Source organism: Kiloniellales bacterium, assembly GCA_030066685.1.
GTDB lineage: Bacteria > Pseudomonadota > Alphaproteobacteria > Kiloniellales > JAKSBE01 > JAKSBE01.
This window is the reverse complement of record JASJBF010000041.1, coordinates 25,636-42,115: the sequence shown is the minus strand read 5'-3', so window position 1 is coordinate 42,115 and position 16,480 is coordinate 25,636. Positions and strand designations below refer to the sequence as shown.

Genomic DNA, 16,480 nt, shown 5'->3' with positions numbered 1-16,480 from the left:
GCCTAGAGTCCTGGTCCCATCAAGACCTCCGGAAGCCACAGCGCGATGCCGGGGAAGAGGCACAGCAATACTATCCCCAGAATCATACAAAGCATGAACGGCAAAGCGCCCCAGAGAATCGTCTGGAGTCTAACATCGGGCGCGATGCCGTTGATGACATAGAGGTTAAGGCCGACTGGCGGCGTGATCAGGCCGATTTCCATGTTGATGGTTAGGACCACGGCGAACCAGATCGGATCGAAGCCGGCGGCCTCGACGATCGGCACCAGGGTCGGCGCGGTCATCAGGATCACCGCCACCGGCGGCAGGAAGAAACCGGCGATCAGCAGGAAGATGTTGATCGACAGCATCAGCAGCCAGGGATTGACGTCCAGATTGCCGATCCATTCCGCCAGCGACTGGGTGATGAAGAGCGAAGACATCATGTAGCTGAACAGGGCCGCGGCGGCGATGATCATCAGGATCATCACCGATTCCCGCATGGAGTCGCGCAGCACGCCCCAGAGCTCGCGCGGCCTGCGCAGCTTGTAGATCACCATGACCAGCAGGATGCAGAAGACCGCCCCGACCCCGGCCGCCTCCGAGGGGGTGGCGACGCCGCCGTAGAGCACCCAGAGGATGCCGGCGATGACCAGCAGAAAGGGCCCGATCTTGGGCAGCACCTCCAAGCGCTCGCGCCAGGAGAAGTGGCGGTCACCGAGGGCGAAGGTATGGCCCTGGATGCGCGCGTTGATCAGGCCCCAGGCGATGAACAGACCGGTCAGCATGAGGCCTGGCAGCAGGCCGGCGATGAACAGCCGGCCGATCGAGGTCTCGGTGGCGATGCCGTAGACGATCATGGTGATCGAGGGCGGGATCAGGATGCCCAGCGTGCCGCCGGCGGCGATCGAGCCGGTCGCCAGGCCGGCGGGATAGCCGCGCCGGCGCATCTCGGGCACGCCCATCTTGCCGATGGCGGCGCAGGTCGCGGGCGAGGAGCCGGAGAGCGCGGCGAAGATCGCGCAGGCCCCGATGTTGGAGGCCATGAGCCCGCCCGGCACCCGGGTCAGCCAGCGGTCCAGCGCCTCGTAGAGGTCGGCCCCGGCCCGCGAGGAGGCGATGGCGCCGCCCATCAAAATGAACATCGGGATCGACAGTAGGGCGAAGTTGTCGAGCCCGCCGTAGAAGATGTCGGGCACCACCGAAAGCGCGCCCAGGCCGTCGAAGATGACCAGGAAGAGAATCGCGACGAAGCCGAGCGAGAAGGCCACCGGCGCCCCAGAGAGCAGCACCAGCACGGTGACGACGGCAACGATCAGGCCCAGGATTAGGGGGCTCATGGCAGGCTCTCCTCGGCGGCGAAGGGTAGCGCCCGACCGGTGAGCAGGGCGGCGATGTCGGCCAGATACTGCAGGGAGAGCAGGCCGATGCCGAGCGGCATGGCGGCCCATGGGATCCAGAGCCGCGGCGCCCAGACCGTCTCGCCCCGCCAGCCGTTGACGTAGGCCTCGTGCCACCACGAGATCGAGGTCCAGCCGATGATCCCGCAGAAGGCCAGCGACAGGAGGGAGGCCAGCAGCGCCATCCCCAGCCTGCCCCGGGGCCCGAGGTAATGCGGCAGCAGGTCCACGTTGACGTGACCGCGAGTCAGCAGGACGTAGGGGCTGCCGAGGAAGGTCGCGGCGACCAGCGAATAGGTGACGAACTCGTGCTGCCAGATCGCGGAGGTGCCGAGCACGTAGCGCACGAAGACCAGCTGGCAGACCACCAGCACGGCAGCCAGCAGTAGGCCGACCGCGACGATCCCACAGAGCGTGGACAGGCGCCGCACGCCTTGGACGAAGAGGTCCATGATGAGGAGTCCTTCCCGTGAAAGAGCAGCCGGTGACCCGGGCCCATGCCGCCAAATCGTGTCGCCGTCGTCCCCTCACCCAGCTCCGGCTAAGGCTCGGCCTCGGCCTCGCCAAGCCTTCTCAACCCTCTCCCTCGGGGAGAGGGTGGGAGCGGCGCGAGCCGCGAGCGGGTGAGGGGAAGACTGTGCTCCGGACTTAGCCGTTTTCACTCCACCGCCAGGGCCTTCTCGATCAGCTCCTTGCCGCCCGGGACCTTCTCGGCGAAGTTCTTGTAGGACGACTGCTTGGCGATCTCGAGCCAGGCCGCATGCTGCTCCTTGCTCATGGAGACCACCTCGACGCCGGCCTTCTTGTAGGCCTCGACCAGCTTCGTATCGAGGCCCTTGGCGGCGTCGAAGAAGAAGTCCTCGGCCTTCTGCCCGGCCGCCTCGAAGGCCGCCTTCTGCTTGTCGTCCAGCTTGTCCCAGGACTTCTTGGACATGAGGATCGGCTCGTACATGAACCAGAGGGCGTAGTCGCCGGGCTCGGTCAGACAGCTCACCTGCTCGTAGATCCGGTAGGACACGAAGCTGCCCGAGGAGGTGTTGGCGCCGTCCAGCACGCCGGTCTGCAGCGCCGGGTAGATCTCCGACGACGGCATAGCGTTGATCGAGGCGCCCGCGGCCGAGAGCATCTGCTCGAAGGCCGGCCCGGCCGCCCGCAGCACCTGGCCCTCGGCGTCCTTGGGGTCCAGGATGCAGGTCTTCTTGGAGACGAAGCCGCCGGCGAGCCAGGCATCGGAAAGCACAACGATGCCAGAGTCGTCGATGATCTTCTTGATGTCGGCCATGAAGGGCGAGTCGTTCAGGCGCTTGGCGTGGTCGTGGTTCTTGACCAAGCCCGGCATCAGGGTCGCGCTGAACTGCGGATGCTTGCCGCTGGCGTAGTCCAGCGGGAAGGCCGAGATGTCGAGCTGGCCCTTGACCATGGCGTCCCACTGCTGCTTGGGCTTGAACAGGGACTTGCCCGGATAGACCTGCACGGCGACGCCGACGTCCGCGGCCTCGACCTCCTTCTTGATGATCTGCACCATCTCGTCGCGGACATCGCCCTTGCCGCCCGGCCACTGGTGCGAGGCCTTGAGCTTGATGTCGGCGGCCCAGGCCCCGCCGGCCCAATCACCAACCAAGCCGGCGCCGAGTGCCACGACTGCGGCGCTCAGCAAAGCTTTCTTGAAAGACGTCATGCGTTACCTCCCATGGATGCGCCGGCACCGCGCAGGGGCGGTCCGCCAGCCTCTTCTTCCGACAGCGGCCCGGTGCTTTGCCTGTCCGGGCCCGGCGGCTTTCGTGAACCGCTCTTGCCTTTCCTGGACGCGAGCTTAGCGAGCTTGAGAGCGCGAGTCCATCCTTGTATACAAAAAAATTGAAATTGCATCCTTGAGATGCGTTCTGGCATGCGATAGGCTGAAGGTTGATCAGAAAGTCGGGAGTCACAAGCTTGGCCACCAAGGCGAAAACCCAGGCCACCCGGCGCGCCGACGCGCTCCGCGTCCGCCTCGAGAGCGAGATCGCCTCGGGCCAGCTCGGGCCCGGGACGCGCCTGGACGAGAGCCGCCTGGCCGCCCGCTTCGGCGTATCCCGCACTCCCGTGCGCGAGGCCCTGCAGCAGCTTTCGACCGCCGGCCTGGTCGAGTTGCGGCCCCGCCAGGGCGCGGTGGTTGCGGCCATGACCGTGCAGCAGCTGCTGCAGATGTTCGAGGTCATGGCCGAGCTGGAGGCGCTTTGCGCCCGCCTGGCGGCGCGCCGGATCACGCCCGAGCAGCGCGAGGCCCTGACCCGCAGCCACGAGACCTGCGTCGCCCTGGCCGAGACCGGCGACCCCGAGGCCTACTACGAGGAGAACCGGCGCTTCCACGAGGTGATCTACGCCGCCTCCCAGAACGCCTACCTGCAGGAGTCGACCCGTAGCCTGCGCAACCGGCTGCAGCCCTATCGTCGCTTCCAGCTTCACCACCCCGGCCGCATCGACCGTTCGCTGGCCGAGCACCGCGAGGTGGTCGAGGCGATCCTGGCCGGCGACGGCGAGGCTGCCGCCCAGCGCTTGCGGGCCCACGTCAACATTCAGGGCGACGTCTTCACCGACCTGGTGACCGCCCTGCCCCCTTCCTACCTGCAGGCCGCCTCGGCCTGAGACCGGAAGCGAGCGCCATGTCCGAGAACCTCTTCCAGAAGCTGCGGGCCGGCTTTCCCGACGACCGGAGCCGGACCGCGATCGAGCTGCCGGACGGGCGGATCCACAGCTATGCCGATCTCGAGGCGGCCTCGGGACGCTTCGCCCGCCTGCTCCGCGACCTCGGCGTCGCGCCGGGCGACCGGGTCGCGGTCCAGGTCGAGAAGTCGGCCGAGGCCCTCTTCCTCTACCTCGCCTGCCTGCGCGCCGGCGCGATCTACCTGCCCCTCAACACCGCCTACACGCCCGCCGAGATCGCCTACTTCCTGGGCGACGCCGAGCCCGTGGTCTTCGTCTGCACCCCGGCGGCCGAGGCGGCGCTGCGCGACGTGGCCGGGGCAGCAGGGGTCGCCCATCTCCTCACCCAGGGCCAGTCGGGCGAGGGCAGCCTGGCCGAGGCCGCGCGCGACCTGGATCCCGAGGCCGGCTGCGCCGAGGCCGCCGCCGACGACATCGCCGCGATCCTCTACACCTCGGGCACCACCGGGCGCTCCAAGGGCGCCATGCTGAGCCACGGCAACCTGGCCTCCAACGCCGCGGCCCTGCACCGGATCTGGGGCTTCCGGGCGGGCGACGTGCTACTCCACGCCCTGCCCCTGTTCCACGTCCACGGCCTTTTCGTCGCCAGCAACACGGCGCTGCTGAACGGCTCCAGGATCATCCTGCTGCCCCGCTTCGATGTCGAGGAGGTCCTCCGCCGGCTGCCGGAGGCGACGGTCTTCATGGGCGTGCCGACCTTCTACACCCGGCTGCTCGCGACGCCGGACTTCGACGCCGAGACCTGCGGCAACATCCGGCTCTTCGTCTCCGGCTCGGCGCCCCTGCTGACCGAGACCTTCGAGGCCTTCCGGGCGCGCAGCGGGCACAGCATCCTTGAGCGCTACGGCATGACCGAGGCCGGCATGATCACCTCCAACCCTTTGGAGGGCGAGCGCCGCGCCGGCACCGTCGGCCTGCCCCTGCCGGAGGTCGAGGTCCGCATCCGCGCCGAGAACGGCGGCGCGGTCCCGGCCGGCGAGATCGGCGTGCTGGAGCTGAGGGGGCCAAACGTTTTCAAGGGCTACTGGCGCAACCCTGAGAAGACGGCTGAGGAGTTTCGGGCCGACGGCTTCTTCGTCACCGGCGACCTGGCCCGGATCGACGACCGCGGCTATGTCCAGATCGTCGGCCGCGCCAAGGACCTGATCATCTCCGGCGGCTACAACGTCTACCCCAAGGAGGTCGAGCAGGCCATCGACGAGCTGGACGGGGTCCAGGAATCCGCGGTGATCGGCCTGCCCCATCCGGATTTCGGCGAGGCGGTGGCCGCCGTCGTGGTCCCCGCCTCGGGCGGCCCGTCGCCCGAGGAAAGCGAGATCATCGCCCGGCTGAAGGGCCGGCTCGCCGGCTACAAAGTGCCGAAGCGGATCTTCACCGCCGAGACCCTGCCCCGCAACGCCATGGGCAAGGTCCAGAAGAATGAGCTGCGGGAAGAGCATCGCGATGCCTTCCCATGAAGGTCAGGCGCGCAGAAATGACGCTGTCCTTGGCGTTCTTGGAATGGCGCGTTCTTGGAATGGCTCGACCTGACCACCGATTGCCCAGACGCGTCGCGCTCTCGGGCTCTCGAAACTATTCCTTCCGCTCTGCCAATTCGACAGCGTAGAGGATGCCATCCCGCTCCTCGCAGGCGACGACATCGCCTCCCTTGAACTGCCAGTCGGTTTCGTTCTCGCCTTCAAAGCTTATGATTTGATAGCGGTCGGTGTGGTGCTGAAGTTCCGCGTGGACGGTCGTCCATTCCTCCGGGCCGGCCTGCAGCTTGACTTGGATCGGCACGATCGTGACGAAGCCCTCCGTCCAATGGTCTTCGTCAAGCGAGTACTCCTCGATCGTGAAGCACTTCGGATAGTCCCGGAATCCAGGCTGTCCGCGCAGCCTTTCGACGGCGGACTCCGCACTTATTCTCGACGAATACACGCCAATGAAACAGACGTTCTCAATGTCGTCACGTTCATAGGAATGGTGGACAACGAAGACGGAATCATCGCGTTTCAAGACTTCACCCATCAAATCGTGCGTTCTGTCCGTGAAGCACCTCCGCGGACCACGGGCAAGGTCGAGAAGAACGAGCTGGACGAAGCCTACGGCCGCAGCTTCCAGTAGGTCCTGCCTTTACCTTTCCCGGCCAGAAGGCTCCTAGACGAAGGCTTCCGGACACTTCTCCTCAAGAGCCGCGCGCAAGGCCTTGTGGTAGCGGTCAGCTTGATCGAGACCCGCAATCAAGGTTGAGAGATAGTAGCCGGTTTTCGGTTCCTGGTGGTTCCACTGCGGATCAAGATCGTGGCGACGCAGTTCGGCGAGGACGAGGTTGGCGAAGGCCTCGGCCTTCATCATTCCGGAGGCCGCGTCGATGAGGCCGTATTCGTTCCAGATCAGCGACTCCGGGACGCGGCCGCCCCAGATCCGGTTGATGGCGAAGAACACGCCGAAGCCCAGGACCGCGGGGTCGCGCCAGCCGTACCGCTTCAGGAAATCGGGCAGGATGACATCGCCGCAGAAGCACTCGTGCTCACCGTCCCGCTTCGTCATATAGAGTCGCAGGACGTCGAGGAACCCGGGATCCAGCAGAACCAAAGCCCGGACCGCATGACCGAAGGCCGCGATGCCCTCCTCCCCCTCCGACCAGGGCTGTTTCCCTTCGCCGCCTTCGATCCCATCCAGGTAGGCCAGGATCAGCTTCCGCAGGGCACCGCCGACCGGGAGGTCCTGCTCCACGATCCTCTGATAGAAGCTCTCCTCCGAAAGATCCTCGCCGTCGAGTTCAAAACGCACCCGCAGGTACTCGCCCCAGATCAGATCGGCGAGCCGCGTCTCGACCTGTTCAGTCAACGATGACAGCGCCACTTCGACGCCGGCGGCGGTGAAGGACTCCACCGGCTGCTCGACCATCGTGGCCTTGTTCACGAAGGCGTCGAAGGCGGCGCCGTGATCGTGTGGAGGCTCGAACCCGTCCTCGTCTTCATCGAAGACATGGATATCGCCAGCCTGCTCCATGCAAATCGCGGGATCGAAGCAGACGAAGCCGTCACGGGGGCTACCGAAACGAAGACGGCCGTCCGAAAGGAATTCCAGGCCGAGCTCTCGACATCCGTGCCAGGGACCGGCGTAGGGGTCGCCTTCATGCGACCAGCGGGCAAAGGAAATCAGCGGCGAGAGGTTGCCCTCGAGCGACACGCGGCGGAGGACGGAAGGATGGAACTGCACCCAGAAAGCCCGTTCCTCGGGCTCCCAGTACACCTGCTGTACAGTGTCGTGCAGCAGACGCAGGCTTCGCGAGACCGGCAGATCGAACCACCGAGCCAGCTCCGTCGTACCGTTTGGACTGTTGTGGATCCTTTCGATCTGCTCCGCCAAAGACAGAAGCCGATCTTCGCCGACAAAACCGTCGCCGAGAGTATTGCCGCGCATATGCCCGTGCTCGATCATCCGGACCATGGGCCTCTGCGCGATCTTCGGCTCACCGGCAAGGTCCCATAGCTCAAGCGTTTGGCCGAATCGCAGCTTGCCGTCCCACTTCGCGTCGCGATGCGCCTCCGAGCCGTCGCCGCTCCCGAGGCCGAGGAGCCCTTTGAGACCTCTGCGCCCGTTCGTGTAGGGCAATGCCAGGTAGTCCGAGCGGATGGCATAGCGCCCTGAGGGACTGAAACCCCGGAAGTAGTTCAGGATACCGGCTTGCGTCTCGGGCAGGATGAAGGGCTCGAGAGACCAGTCGCTCGGATCGATCCGATAGATGCCGTAGGACGGCGACGAGCCGCTGGGAAGATCGAAATAGCGGCCGATGAGCAGCTTGCCGTCGGCGCACTCACGAAAGGACTCGGGGTTGAGGCCGAGCTGCTGGAACTCCAAGGCTCGCCTTTCCTCGCGCCAGCGTTCGAGCACCGATTTGTCTTCACCTGCGGGGGGCGGTGAGGAGTCGTAGAGCTGCCAGCGATTCGACCGCCGTACCCATCCGTTGAACTGCGTTTCGAGTTCAAGCGGGTCACTGCACCAGACCCAGAGCTTGTATTGGCTGAGAAGCAGGAAGCGTTGGCCACCGCGAAGAACCCGGAGCTTCGGGAAGCGTTCTTCCGACTTGGCCCGACGCAAGACCTGCCCGGTCGAGGCATCGCAGACGGCGAGGCTGCCGTCGGAGCCAGCCGCCAAGACCTCCCTTTCGTTCAAGGGCGCGGCGGCTTCCACCTGCTCGCCCTTGAAGGGAAGGACCATGACCGGATCCGTCTCTCCCTGTCGCTCGATCACGAGTCCAAAGGCATAGATCGACCGCGCGCCGACAACCGAAACAGCAATTTCCACCGGAATCTTCCCCCATGAGGCGTGCTGCCGAGGAGCTATACCCGGTCTTGCTTGCCAGAGTATTGCTGGCCAGTGTGGCCGCGGCGAAGGCTCAGTAGAATTCACGGCGGTAGACCCGGCTCCGGCGTTCGGGAAATTTCAAGGCGGTGAAGCGGACTTCAATCCTCTCGCCCGGGATCGAGCCGAGTGTGTCGCAGTCTCCGATCATCGGGCCCTGGCTCAGTACCTGGCCGGCCAGGTCCTGCGCGAAGGCCCAGACCTCCCGGGCGTTGCCCCGGGCCGCTGTTCCACACTGCGCCCTGGGACCGCTTCATGGCAGCGCCGCTGTGGGGTCGGCGCACCTGAGATATCAGTCGTCCCGGACGATCGGCACCGCGTGCTCGGTCGCGAAGCGGTTCATCACCATGAAGCAGGACAAGGCGTAGACCGCAAGGCTGCGGACCTCGTCCTCGGGGGGCGGCGGCTCGCTCCGCTGCCGCCTGGCTTTGTAGACCTCGAACCAGCGGCGCCCGCGGCGGCCGACGGCGAAGCCGCTCGGCGGCGGCCCGGCCTCGACGATCCGCTCCGCGGAGCTCGCCCTGAGGTGCAGGCTGGGGGCGACCGCCCGGATCGCCTGCTTCAGGGTGGCACTGGTGGTGACCGAAAGCGTGTGGCCGCGGGGATCGACTTCGCTGCTGATCCGCTCCGCGCCGCCGGGCACCACCATGTTGACCTCGAAGACCGCCATGGGTCCGGCGTAGTAGCCGCCCTCGACGGCCTCGGCGACCGCCGGCGCGCGCCAGGGATCGGCGGGCAGGCGCAGCGGCCGCGGCAGGTCGGGCCGGTAGAGCTGCGCGGTCCAGAGCAGGAGAGCGCCCAGGCCCTCGTAGGTCAGGCGCAGGGACATGTAGGGCAGATCCGGCGACTCGTTCCAGAAGGGCCCGTCGCTCAGCTCGAGCTTCGGCTGCAGGCGCTTGGCGAAGTCGCGGACTCCCGCCGCGACCGCGCGCTCTTCGAGCGGCGCCGGATCGTTCTCCAGCGTGTAGGCCATGCGGTAGTCCAGGCCCTGGGCCCGCGCAGCGGCCCCGCCGGGAGTCTCCCAGTGTCTGGTGTAATAGCGCTGCAAGGAGCCCGCGAAGAGGTCGACTCCCACTGGCACGCCCTCCCTACCTGAGCTCTCGGCACAAACTTGGACCGCAAGCGGCCCGGATCGAGCCGGGCCGCGCCGTCACCGCCGAACCATCGTAGCAACTCGGAGCGTGATCAAGCCGAGGATTTCCTGCTTGCTAGCGAACGCAGCTCGATCCGGCTCGGCTTGCTTGCCCCCAGGATCAGGTCGGGGCCGAGGCCGCTCAGGCTGGTCACGCCGCAGAGGCCCATCGCGCGGTCGATCTCGCGGCGGTAGATGTCCAGGACGTGCACCACGCCGGCCTCGCCGGCGACCGCCAGGCCCCAGAGCTGCGGGCGGCCGATCAGGCAGGCGGTCGCGCCCAGGGCGAGGGCCCGGACCACGTCGCCGCCGCGCCGCAGGCCGCCGTCGATCAGCACCGGCACCCGTCCTTCGACCGCGGCGATGACCGCGGGTAAGGCCTCGATCGTGGCGGCGGCGCCGTCGAGCTGGCGGCCGCCGTGGTTGGAGACCACGAGGCCGTCGGCGCCGCGCTCGACGGCGCCCGCCGCCTCCGCCGGGTGCAGGATCCCCTTGACGATCAGAGGGCCCGTCCAGAGCCCGCGCAACCAGTCGATGTCGCGCCACGACAGGGAGGGGTCGAGCAGCTCGGTCATGCGCGCGGCCAGGGCCCTGATGTCGCCGTCCTCGCCGGCGCGCCGGTAGTTGGCGAAGGTCAGGCTCGGCAGCCGCGGGCCAAGGCGCAGCAGCCAGGGCAGCTTGGTCGCCATGGCTGCCAGGTCGGCCGCGCGGAACCGGGGCGGGATGGTGAAGCCGTTGCGCGTGTCGCGCTCGCGGTGGCCGAGGATCTGGTTGTCGACGGTCACCACCAGGCCGTCATAGCCCGCCGCCTGGGCGCGCTCGACGAACTCGCGGGTCAGGCCCCGGTCGCGATAGACGAAGACCTGCATCCAGCGCGGCGCGACGCCCGTCTCGGCCAATTCCTCCAGGGTGCAGACCGAGCCGTGGCTCAGGCAGAAGGCGGTCCCGGCCGCCCGGGCCGCCCGCGCGGCGGCGCGTTCGCCGTCGGGCCAGAACAGGCCGGAGAGGCCGGTCGGCCCGATGACCACCGGCAGGCTCAGCTGATGTCCGAAGAGCTCCAGGGAGAGGTCGCGCGCGGCGGCGCCTTCGAGCGGCCGGGGCAGCAGCTGGATCTCCTCGAAGGCCGCCTCGTTGCGCCGGAGGGTGCGCTCGTCCTCGGCCCCGCCGTCGGCGAAGTCGAAGACCGGACGCGGCAGGCGGCGGCGCGCCAGCTCCCGCAGCGCGGCGACGTTGTAGGCCCGGCGCTTCCAGGACGGCGGTCGCTCACTCATTGCGCAAAATCCCCCGGGCCCTCATCCTTGCGGTCTGCCGGAAGAGGATCGCAACTGCGCGCGCCGAAGGCAAAAGGGAAGAGCAGCATGATCGAGGACCCACCGCTCCTGACCATCCGGCGGAACTTTCCGCGCCCGAGGCCCGAGCAGGTCGCCGCCCTGACCGGCGTGCCGACCGGCCAAGTGGTCGACTGCCTGGACGGCCGCGGCGCCCTCGACGGCCGGATCAAGCCGATCGATCCGGCGGCGGCCGGCTTCTGCGGCGTCGCCCTGCCCTGCCACGCCGGGCCAGCCGACAACCTGGCGGTCTTCGGCGCCCTCGACGCCGCGCAGCCGAGCGACGTCATCCTGATCGGGACCGACGGCTTCACCGCCACCGCGGTCATCGGCGACCTGGTCCACGGGATGCTGCGCAACCGCGGCGTCGCCGCGGTCGTGACCGACGGCTACGTGCGCGACATCGTCGGGCTGCGCGCGGTCGGCCTGCCCTGCTTCTGCGCCGGCGTCACCCCGAACTCGCCGGCCCGCAACGGCCCCGGGACGGTCGGTCTGCCGGTCACCCTGGGCGACGTGACGGTGGCGGCCGGCGACCTGGTGGTCGGCGATCTCGACGGCGTGGTGGTCGTGCCCTTGGCCAGGGTCGACGCCGTGATCGCCCGGCTCGAGACGGTGCGGAAAGCCGAGGCCGAGCTGGAAGCCAAGGTCAAGGCCGGGCTCGAACTGCCTGATTTCGTTAAGACCCTCCTGGCCAGCGACCAGGTGCGCGAGATCGACTAGAGCGGGATGACATGAAGCCAATCCGGCTTCATGTCATCCCGCTCTCTTTCAAAAGTTTAAAGCACGATTCAGACAAGAGGTCGATTCGACCTCATGTCATCGTGCTCTAGGCGGCCGGTCCCGCGTTTGGGCCAGGAGGTCGTGGTCGGACGGCCCGGGCTACCAGAACTTCCGCCGGGCGCAGAGGTCCTCGACCCGCTTGCCCTGACCGGCCAGCGTCTCGGGTGCCGCCGGGCCGAGCAGGTCGGCCTCTTCCTCGGGCCGGGCGGACGCGGCCTCGGGAACTTCGATGGTGATCTCGACGACGCCATCGGCGCCCAGGCCGCGGCGCAGTTCCGCGGGCAGCTTCTTCACCGGGAAGGCTTGGTAGGTCCTTTTCACGAGAGGCTCCGTGTCGGGAGGGCGGCTGCGGCAGGTGCGAAGCTTGACGCTCCGCCGTCGTCCGCCGCGCTGGACACCAAAGTCGCTTCGACACGCTTTTATTTGGTGGGACGCGGAGGCTATACCACGGGGGTAAAGCATTCGTCTAGGAACGACACGAAATTGTCGCAAATGGGAACATCGTGGCGACGGAACGAGTTGCTGCAGTCGGGCTCTGAATCCTGGGCCGAAGCCGAGGGCGATCTGGCGCCATGACCTCCGCGCAGAACCTGACCTGGGTTCTGGAGGCCGAGGTCTTTGATGATCGCCATGAGGGTCTGCAGGCGGCCGCCAGAGCGGCCGGGCAAGATGTCCTCGCCTGGGACGACATCTGGTGGTCGAATGGCGCTTGGCCGAGGCTGTTCGACCAATCCGTCGTTTTCCACGGCAGCCTGGGTAACGCGGACAGAGTCCGGCGGTCGCTTCCCTGGCGACCCGGCGCCTTCTGCAATACCGAGGCATTCCGCTGCTCAAGCTGGTATCGGCAACTGCCCGACGGCCTCTTGAACCGGAGACATGCCTTCACGACCGTGCGGCAGTTCTGCGACGATCCTGAAAGCCACTTCGAGGCGCTGGCCTGTGCCGACGCCGTCTTCGTGCGCCCGGACAGCGCGCTCAAGCCCTTTTCGGGGCGCCTGCTGACACGTGGCGAAGTCTCACCGAAGGCGCTCGATCACGGTTTCTACTACGATGAACTGGACCTCCCGATCGTCCTGGCCCCGCCGCGGACCGTGGAGCAGGAATGGCGCTTGGTCGTCGTCGACGGAGTGCCGGTCGCCGGGTCGGCCTACGACGCCGAGGGCCGCTGCGGTCGGAGCACCGGAGTTCCGTCTGAGGTCTTTCTGTTTGCCGAGAATGCGGGAAAACGGATCGCGGTCGGCGATCGTGTCTACGTCATCGATATCTGCTTGACCAACGACGGCCTCAGCGTGTTGGAGCTGAACCCCTTCAGCGGCGCTGACCTCTATCTTTGCGATCGCGATCGGGTCGTGGAGGCCCTCGGCAAGATCCTGGTGCGGAAACCTAATGCCTGAGCAATCTTTCGGACGCCATCAAATCTCCACCTCGGCTCGGGCCGCGGCGTCGTCAGGCACTATTCATCCCGTACGATCGGCACCCTGTGGGCCACCGCGAAGTCGCGCGTCACCATGAAGGCTGCGAGCGCATATTCGGCAAGAGCTTTGACTTCGTCCTCCAGGGGCGGCGTTTCTTCCTGGATCCACTTCGGCTTGTAGAACTCGTACCACCTCCGGTCGGCCAAGCGCATCACGGCTCCCCTGCTCGGCGCGCCGCTCTTGACGAGCGCCTGCGCCTTTTCTGAAGTGAGATCGAGGCTGGGCGCGAGAAACTCGATCGTCTGGTCCAGGGCGGCGCTGGTGGTGACGAAGAGCTCGCGCCCGATGGGGTCTTCGGCCATGACGATGGCACTCTCCGGACCCGGCACGATCATATGCGCCTCCAGGGTTGACATCGCTCCCATGTAGTAGCCCTTGTCGGAGGCCTCCGCGACCGCGGCCACTTGATAGTGGTCTTCCGGCAAAGCCTTAGGTCGTTCCAGGTCGCCGCGATGTTGAAAGGCTGCCCATATGATCAAGGCCTTGAGGCCGTCCGGGGTCAGCTGCACCGACAGGTAGGGCGAATCGAAGGACTCTTGCCAACAGGGGCTTTCGACCAGGTGGAGATCGGGCTTGAGTCGCTCGGCGAAGTCCCGAACCTCGGCGATGGCCGTCCGATCGTCTAGGGAGAGCGGATCGACACCGTCCGGGAAGACCATCTTGTATTTCATGCCTGCCTCGCGCGCCGCCACCTCGCCGGGAGTTTCCCAGCGCCGCGTGAAATAGCGTTGCAACGGACCCGTGTAGAGGTCGATGGCCATGTGTGATGCTCCCGCATTTGCTTAGCCTTCGTCGGGCTTCTAGCATAGCGATAACGTCATTCCTTTAAGGCAAGCGAAGCGTCTCTTCCGACAACCATTTTTGCGATCATCGACGGCGCGAGCATGCCTGGAGTAGCGGGCGCGGATCGGATAGAACCCCAGGATGGCGCATCGAATCGGGAAGTGGTTGCTTTGGGGGCTGCTCGGCCTGACCGGCCTCGCGGCGGTGGCGGGGCTCGGCGGCACGCTGTGGCTGCGCGGCTCCCTGCCGCAGACCAGTGGCGAGATCCGGCTCGAAGGGCTGGCGGCGCCGGTCGAGGTCCTGCGCGACGCCGAGGGCCTCATTACCCTGCGCGCCGAGGATGATCTCGACGCCTACCGGGCGCTCGGCTTCGTCCACGCCCAGGAGCGGCTCTGGCAGATGGACTTCATGCGCCGCCTGGGCGCCGGCCGGCTGTCCGAGATCATCGGGGCCGCGACCTTGGGAACGGACCGCTTCATGCGCACCCTCGGGCTCTACCGCCAGGCCGAAGAGCAACTCGCCTGGGTGAGGCCCGAGACCCGAGCCACGGTGGAGGCCTACACGGCCGGGGTCAACGCCTTCCTGGCCCGGCGCAGCGGCCCCCTGCCACTGGAGTTCCAGCTGCTGCGCTACGAGCCCGAGCCCTGGCGGCCGGCCGACTCCCTGGTCTGGGGCCGCATCATGGCCTTGCTGCTGTCCGGCAACTGGCGCCACGAGGTGCTGCGCGCCAAGCTGCTGAAGCACATGGACCCGGCCGAGGTGGCCTTCCTCTGGCCGGGCGATCCCGAGGGCGCGCCGACCACGATCAAGGCAGCCTCGGCCGCCCGCCTGCCGGCCGCGCCACGGCTGCGCGCCCTGCTCGACCGAGTGCCGCCGGAGCTGCGCCCGCAGTCGGCCTCCAACGCCTGGGCGATCGACGGCAGCCTGACCGCTAGCGGCAAGCCGATCCTGGCCAACGACCCGCACCTTTCGCTCCAGGCCCCTGGGAAATGGTTCCTGGTCCGAATCGAGACCCCGGCACGGACCCTGGCCGGGGCCACCGCCCCCGGCGTGCCCTTCGTCGTCATCGGCCACAACGACCGCATCGCCTGGGGCTTCACCACCACCCACAGCGACACCCAGGACCTCTTCGTCGAGCGACTGACCGAGGACGGCGGCTACGAGACGCCGGAGGGCCCGCGGGCCTTCGAGGTGGTCCGCGAGGTCATCGCGGTGAAGGACGCCGATCCGGTCGATCTGGAGGTCCGGATCAGCCGCCACGGCCCGGTGATCTCTGACGCCTTCATGGGTCCGCGCAACCTGCCCGACGAAGGCCACGTACTCGCCCTCGCTTGGACCGCCCTCAAGGTCAACGACCGGACCCCGGACGGCCTGCTCGCGCTCAACCGGGCCGGCAACTGGAGCGAGTTCCAGGCCGCCCTGGAGGATTTCCACAGCCCGCAGCAGAACATCGTCTACGCCGACGTCGACGGTAACATCGGTTTCCTGGCGCCGGGCCGGGTGCCCCTGCGCAAGGCGGGCAACGGCACGGCCCCTGTCCCCGGCTGGACCGGCGACTACGATTGGACCGGCCTCCTGCCCTATGCCGAGCTGCCGCGCGCCCTGAATCCGCGCCAGGGCCGCATCGTCTCGGGCAACAACCGGGTCGTGCCCGACGACTACCCGCACTTCCTTACCGCCCACTGGCCGCCGCCCCAGCGGGCGCGGCGGATCCTCGAGCTGCTGAGCGCCGAGGCCCCGCTCGACCCGGCGCTGGTCGGCGCCATGCAGATGGACAGCCACGCCACGGACGCCGCCGAGCTGCTGCCCCGCCTGCTGGCTGCGACGCCCGAGAGCCCGCTGGCGCAAGAGGCGCTGGCCAAGCTGAAGGCCTGGGACTTCGACATGGACCGGACGCGGCCGGAGCCGCTGATCTACGCCGCCTGGACCATCGAGCTCACCCGCCTGCTGCTGGCCGACGAGTTGGGCGAGGACTTCCCCGACCTCGCCCGCCCGGAACCAAGGCGCCTGGCCGCGCTGGTGACCGGGGGCGCGGTTTGGTGCGACGACACCGCGACCGCCGAGCGGACGGAAAGTTGCGACGAACGCATCACCGCCGCCCTGGAGGCGGCGGTCGCCGGCCTGGCCCGCGACCTCGGCGGCGACCTTGAAGACTGGCGCTGGGGCGACCTGCACCGTGCCGAGCTGGCTCATCCCGTCCTGAGCCGGATCCCCCTGGTCGCCGATCTCTTCGGCTTCGGCCAGGAGACCGACGGCGGCAACGAGACGATCAACCGGGGCGTCTACGCGATCGACGGCGGCAATCGCTTCTCCCACGTCGCCGGAGCCAGCCTGCGCATCGTCTTCGACCTGGACGACCTGGACGCGACCCGCGCGATCACCGCCACCGGGCAGTCCGGCAATCCCCTGTCGCCGCACTACGGCAGCTTCGCCCGGCGCTGGCGCGACGGCGCACTTTTGCGCCTCAAGAACGACAGCGAGAAGGAGGTCGAGCAGCTTACCCTCGCGCCGCCCTAGTATTCACGACGGCTCCGGCCATGACAGAGC

At 67.5% G+C, this 16,480-nt stretch carries 14 protein-coding genes; 5 read left to right on the top strand and 9 right to left on the bottom strand.

Going from position 1 to position 16,480, the window contains the following annotated elements:
- Positions 1-2 precede the first annotated feature (2 nt).
- The 3 genes from QNJ30_22960 to dctP form a co-directional block, all read right to left on the bottom strand.
- Positions 3-1,319 carry a TRAP transporter large permease gene (locus QNJ30_22960; GenBank protein ID MDJ0946322.1) on the bottom strand — a complete coding sequence of 439 codons (1,317 nt, stop codon included), beginning with the start codon at positions 1,317-1,319 and terminating at the stop codon, positions 3-5.
- Positions 1,316-1,831, bottom strand: coding sequence for a TRAP transporter small permease (locus tag QNJ30_22955; protein ID MDJ0946321.1), 516 nt, complete (start codon positions 1,829-1,831; stop codon positions 1,316-1,318). Before QNJ30_22955 ends, QNJ30_22960 begins: the two co-directional genes overlap by 4 nt.
- Before the next feature lie 206 nt (positions 1,832-2,037).
- A complete protein-coding gene (dctP, locus tag QNJ30_22950; protein MDJ0946320.1) occupies positions 2,038-3,057 on the bottom strand; it encodes a TRAP transporter substrate-binding protein DctP in 1,020 nt (339 codons plus the stop codon).
- Between the two features lie 254 nt (positions 3,058-3,311).
- Between dctP and QNJ30_22945 the strand changes: the two genes are divergently transcribed.
- Entirely contained in the window at positions 3,312-4,004 is a 693-nt protein-coding gene (locus tag QNJ30_22945; protein ID MDJ0946319.1) for a GntR family transcriptional regulator, read from the top strand.
- A 17-nt stretch (positions 4,005-4,021) separates the two neighbouring features.
- Entirely contained in the window at positions 4,022-5,539 is a 1,518-nt protein-coding gene (locus QNJ30_22940; GenBank protein ID MDJ0946318.1) for a malonyl-CoA synthase, read from the top strand.
- Between the two features lie 115 nt (positions 5,540-5,654).
- Here the strand turns inward: QNJ30_22940 and QNJ30_22935 are convergent, their stop codons facing one another.
- The 4 genes from QNJ30_22935 to QNJ30_22920 all read right to left on the bottom strand — a co-directional run bounded on the left by QNJ30_22935 (position 5,655) and on the right by QNJ30_22920 (position 10,838).
- The gene (locus QNJ30_22935) at positions 5,655-6,092 is read right to left on the bottom strand and encodes a hypothetical protein (protein MDJ0946317.1); all 438 of its coding nucleotides are present in this window, start codon (positions 6,090-6,092) and stop codon (positions 5,655-5,657) included.
- 129 nt (positions 6,093-6,221) lie between these two features.
- A complete protein-coding gene (locus QNJ30_22930; protein MDJ0946316.1) occupies positions 6,222-8,378 on the bottom strand; it encodes a hypothetical protein in 2,157 nt (718 codons plus the stop codon).
- Positions 8,379-8,727: 349 nt separating this feature from the next.
- Positions 8,728-9,510, bottom strand: coding sequence for a hypothetical protein (locus QNJ30_22925; protein MDJ0946315.1), 783 nt, complete (start codon positions 9,508-9,510; stop codon positions 8,728-8,730).
- Positions 9,511-9,620: 110 nt separating this feature from the next.
- Positions 9,621-10,838 carry an alpha-hydroxy acid oxidase gene (locus tag QNJ30_22920; protein ID MDJ0946314.1) on the bottom strand — a complete coding sequence of 406 codons (1,218 nt, stop codon included), beginning with the start codon at positions 10,836-10,838 and terminating at the stop codon, positions 9,621-9,623.
- An 87-nt stretch (positions 10,839-10,925) separates the two neighbouring features.
- Here QNJ30_22920 and QNJ30_22915 point away from each other — a divergent pair, with 87 nt between their 5' ends.
- Entirely contained in the window at positions 10,926-11,615 is a 690-nt protein-coding gene (locus tag QNJ30_22915; GenBank protein ID MDJ0946313.1) for a 4-hydroxy-4-methyl-2-oxoglutarate aldolase, read from the top strand.
- A 159-nt stretch (positions 11,616-11,774) separates the two neighbouring features.
- On the opposite strand, the gene QNJ30_22910 is transcribed toward QNJ30_22915, so the two are convergent.
- Positions 11,775-11,996, bottom strand: a complete 222-nt coding sequence (locus tag QNJ30_22910; protein ID MDJ0946312.1) for a hypothetical protein — start codon at positions 11,994-11,996, stop codon at positions 11,775-11,777.
- Between the two features lie 251 nt (positions 11,997-12,247).
- Between QNJ30_22910 and QNJ30_22905 the strand changes: the two genes are divergently transcribed.
- The gene (locus QNJ30_22905) at positions 12,248-13,069 is read left to right on the top strand and encodes an ATP-grasp domain-containing protein (protein MDJ0946311.1); all 822 of its coding nucleotides are present in this window, start codon (positions 12,248-12,250) and stop codon (positions 13,067-13,069) included.
- A 59-nt stretch (positions 13,070-13,128) separates the two neighbouring features.
- Here QNJ30_22905 and QNJ30_22900 read toward each other — a convergent pair whose 3' ends face one another.
- Positions 13,129-13,911: a hypothetical protein gene (locus QNJ30_22900; GenBank protein ID MDJ0946310.1), complete on the bottom strand. Its 783-nt coding sequence runs from the start codon at positions 13,909-13,911 to the stop codon at positions 13,129-13,131.
- Between the two features lie 163 nt (positions 13,912-14,074).
- Between QNJ30_22900 and QNJ30_22895 the strand changes: the two genes are divergently transcribed.
- Complete coding sequence (locus tag QNJ30_22895) at positions 14,075-16,450, top strand: penicillin acylase family protein (GenBank protein ID MDJ0946309.1); 2,376 nt, start codon at positions 14,075-14,077, stop codon at positions 16,448-16,450.
- Positions 16,451-16,480 lie beyond the last annotated feature (30 nt).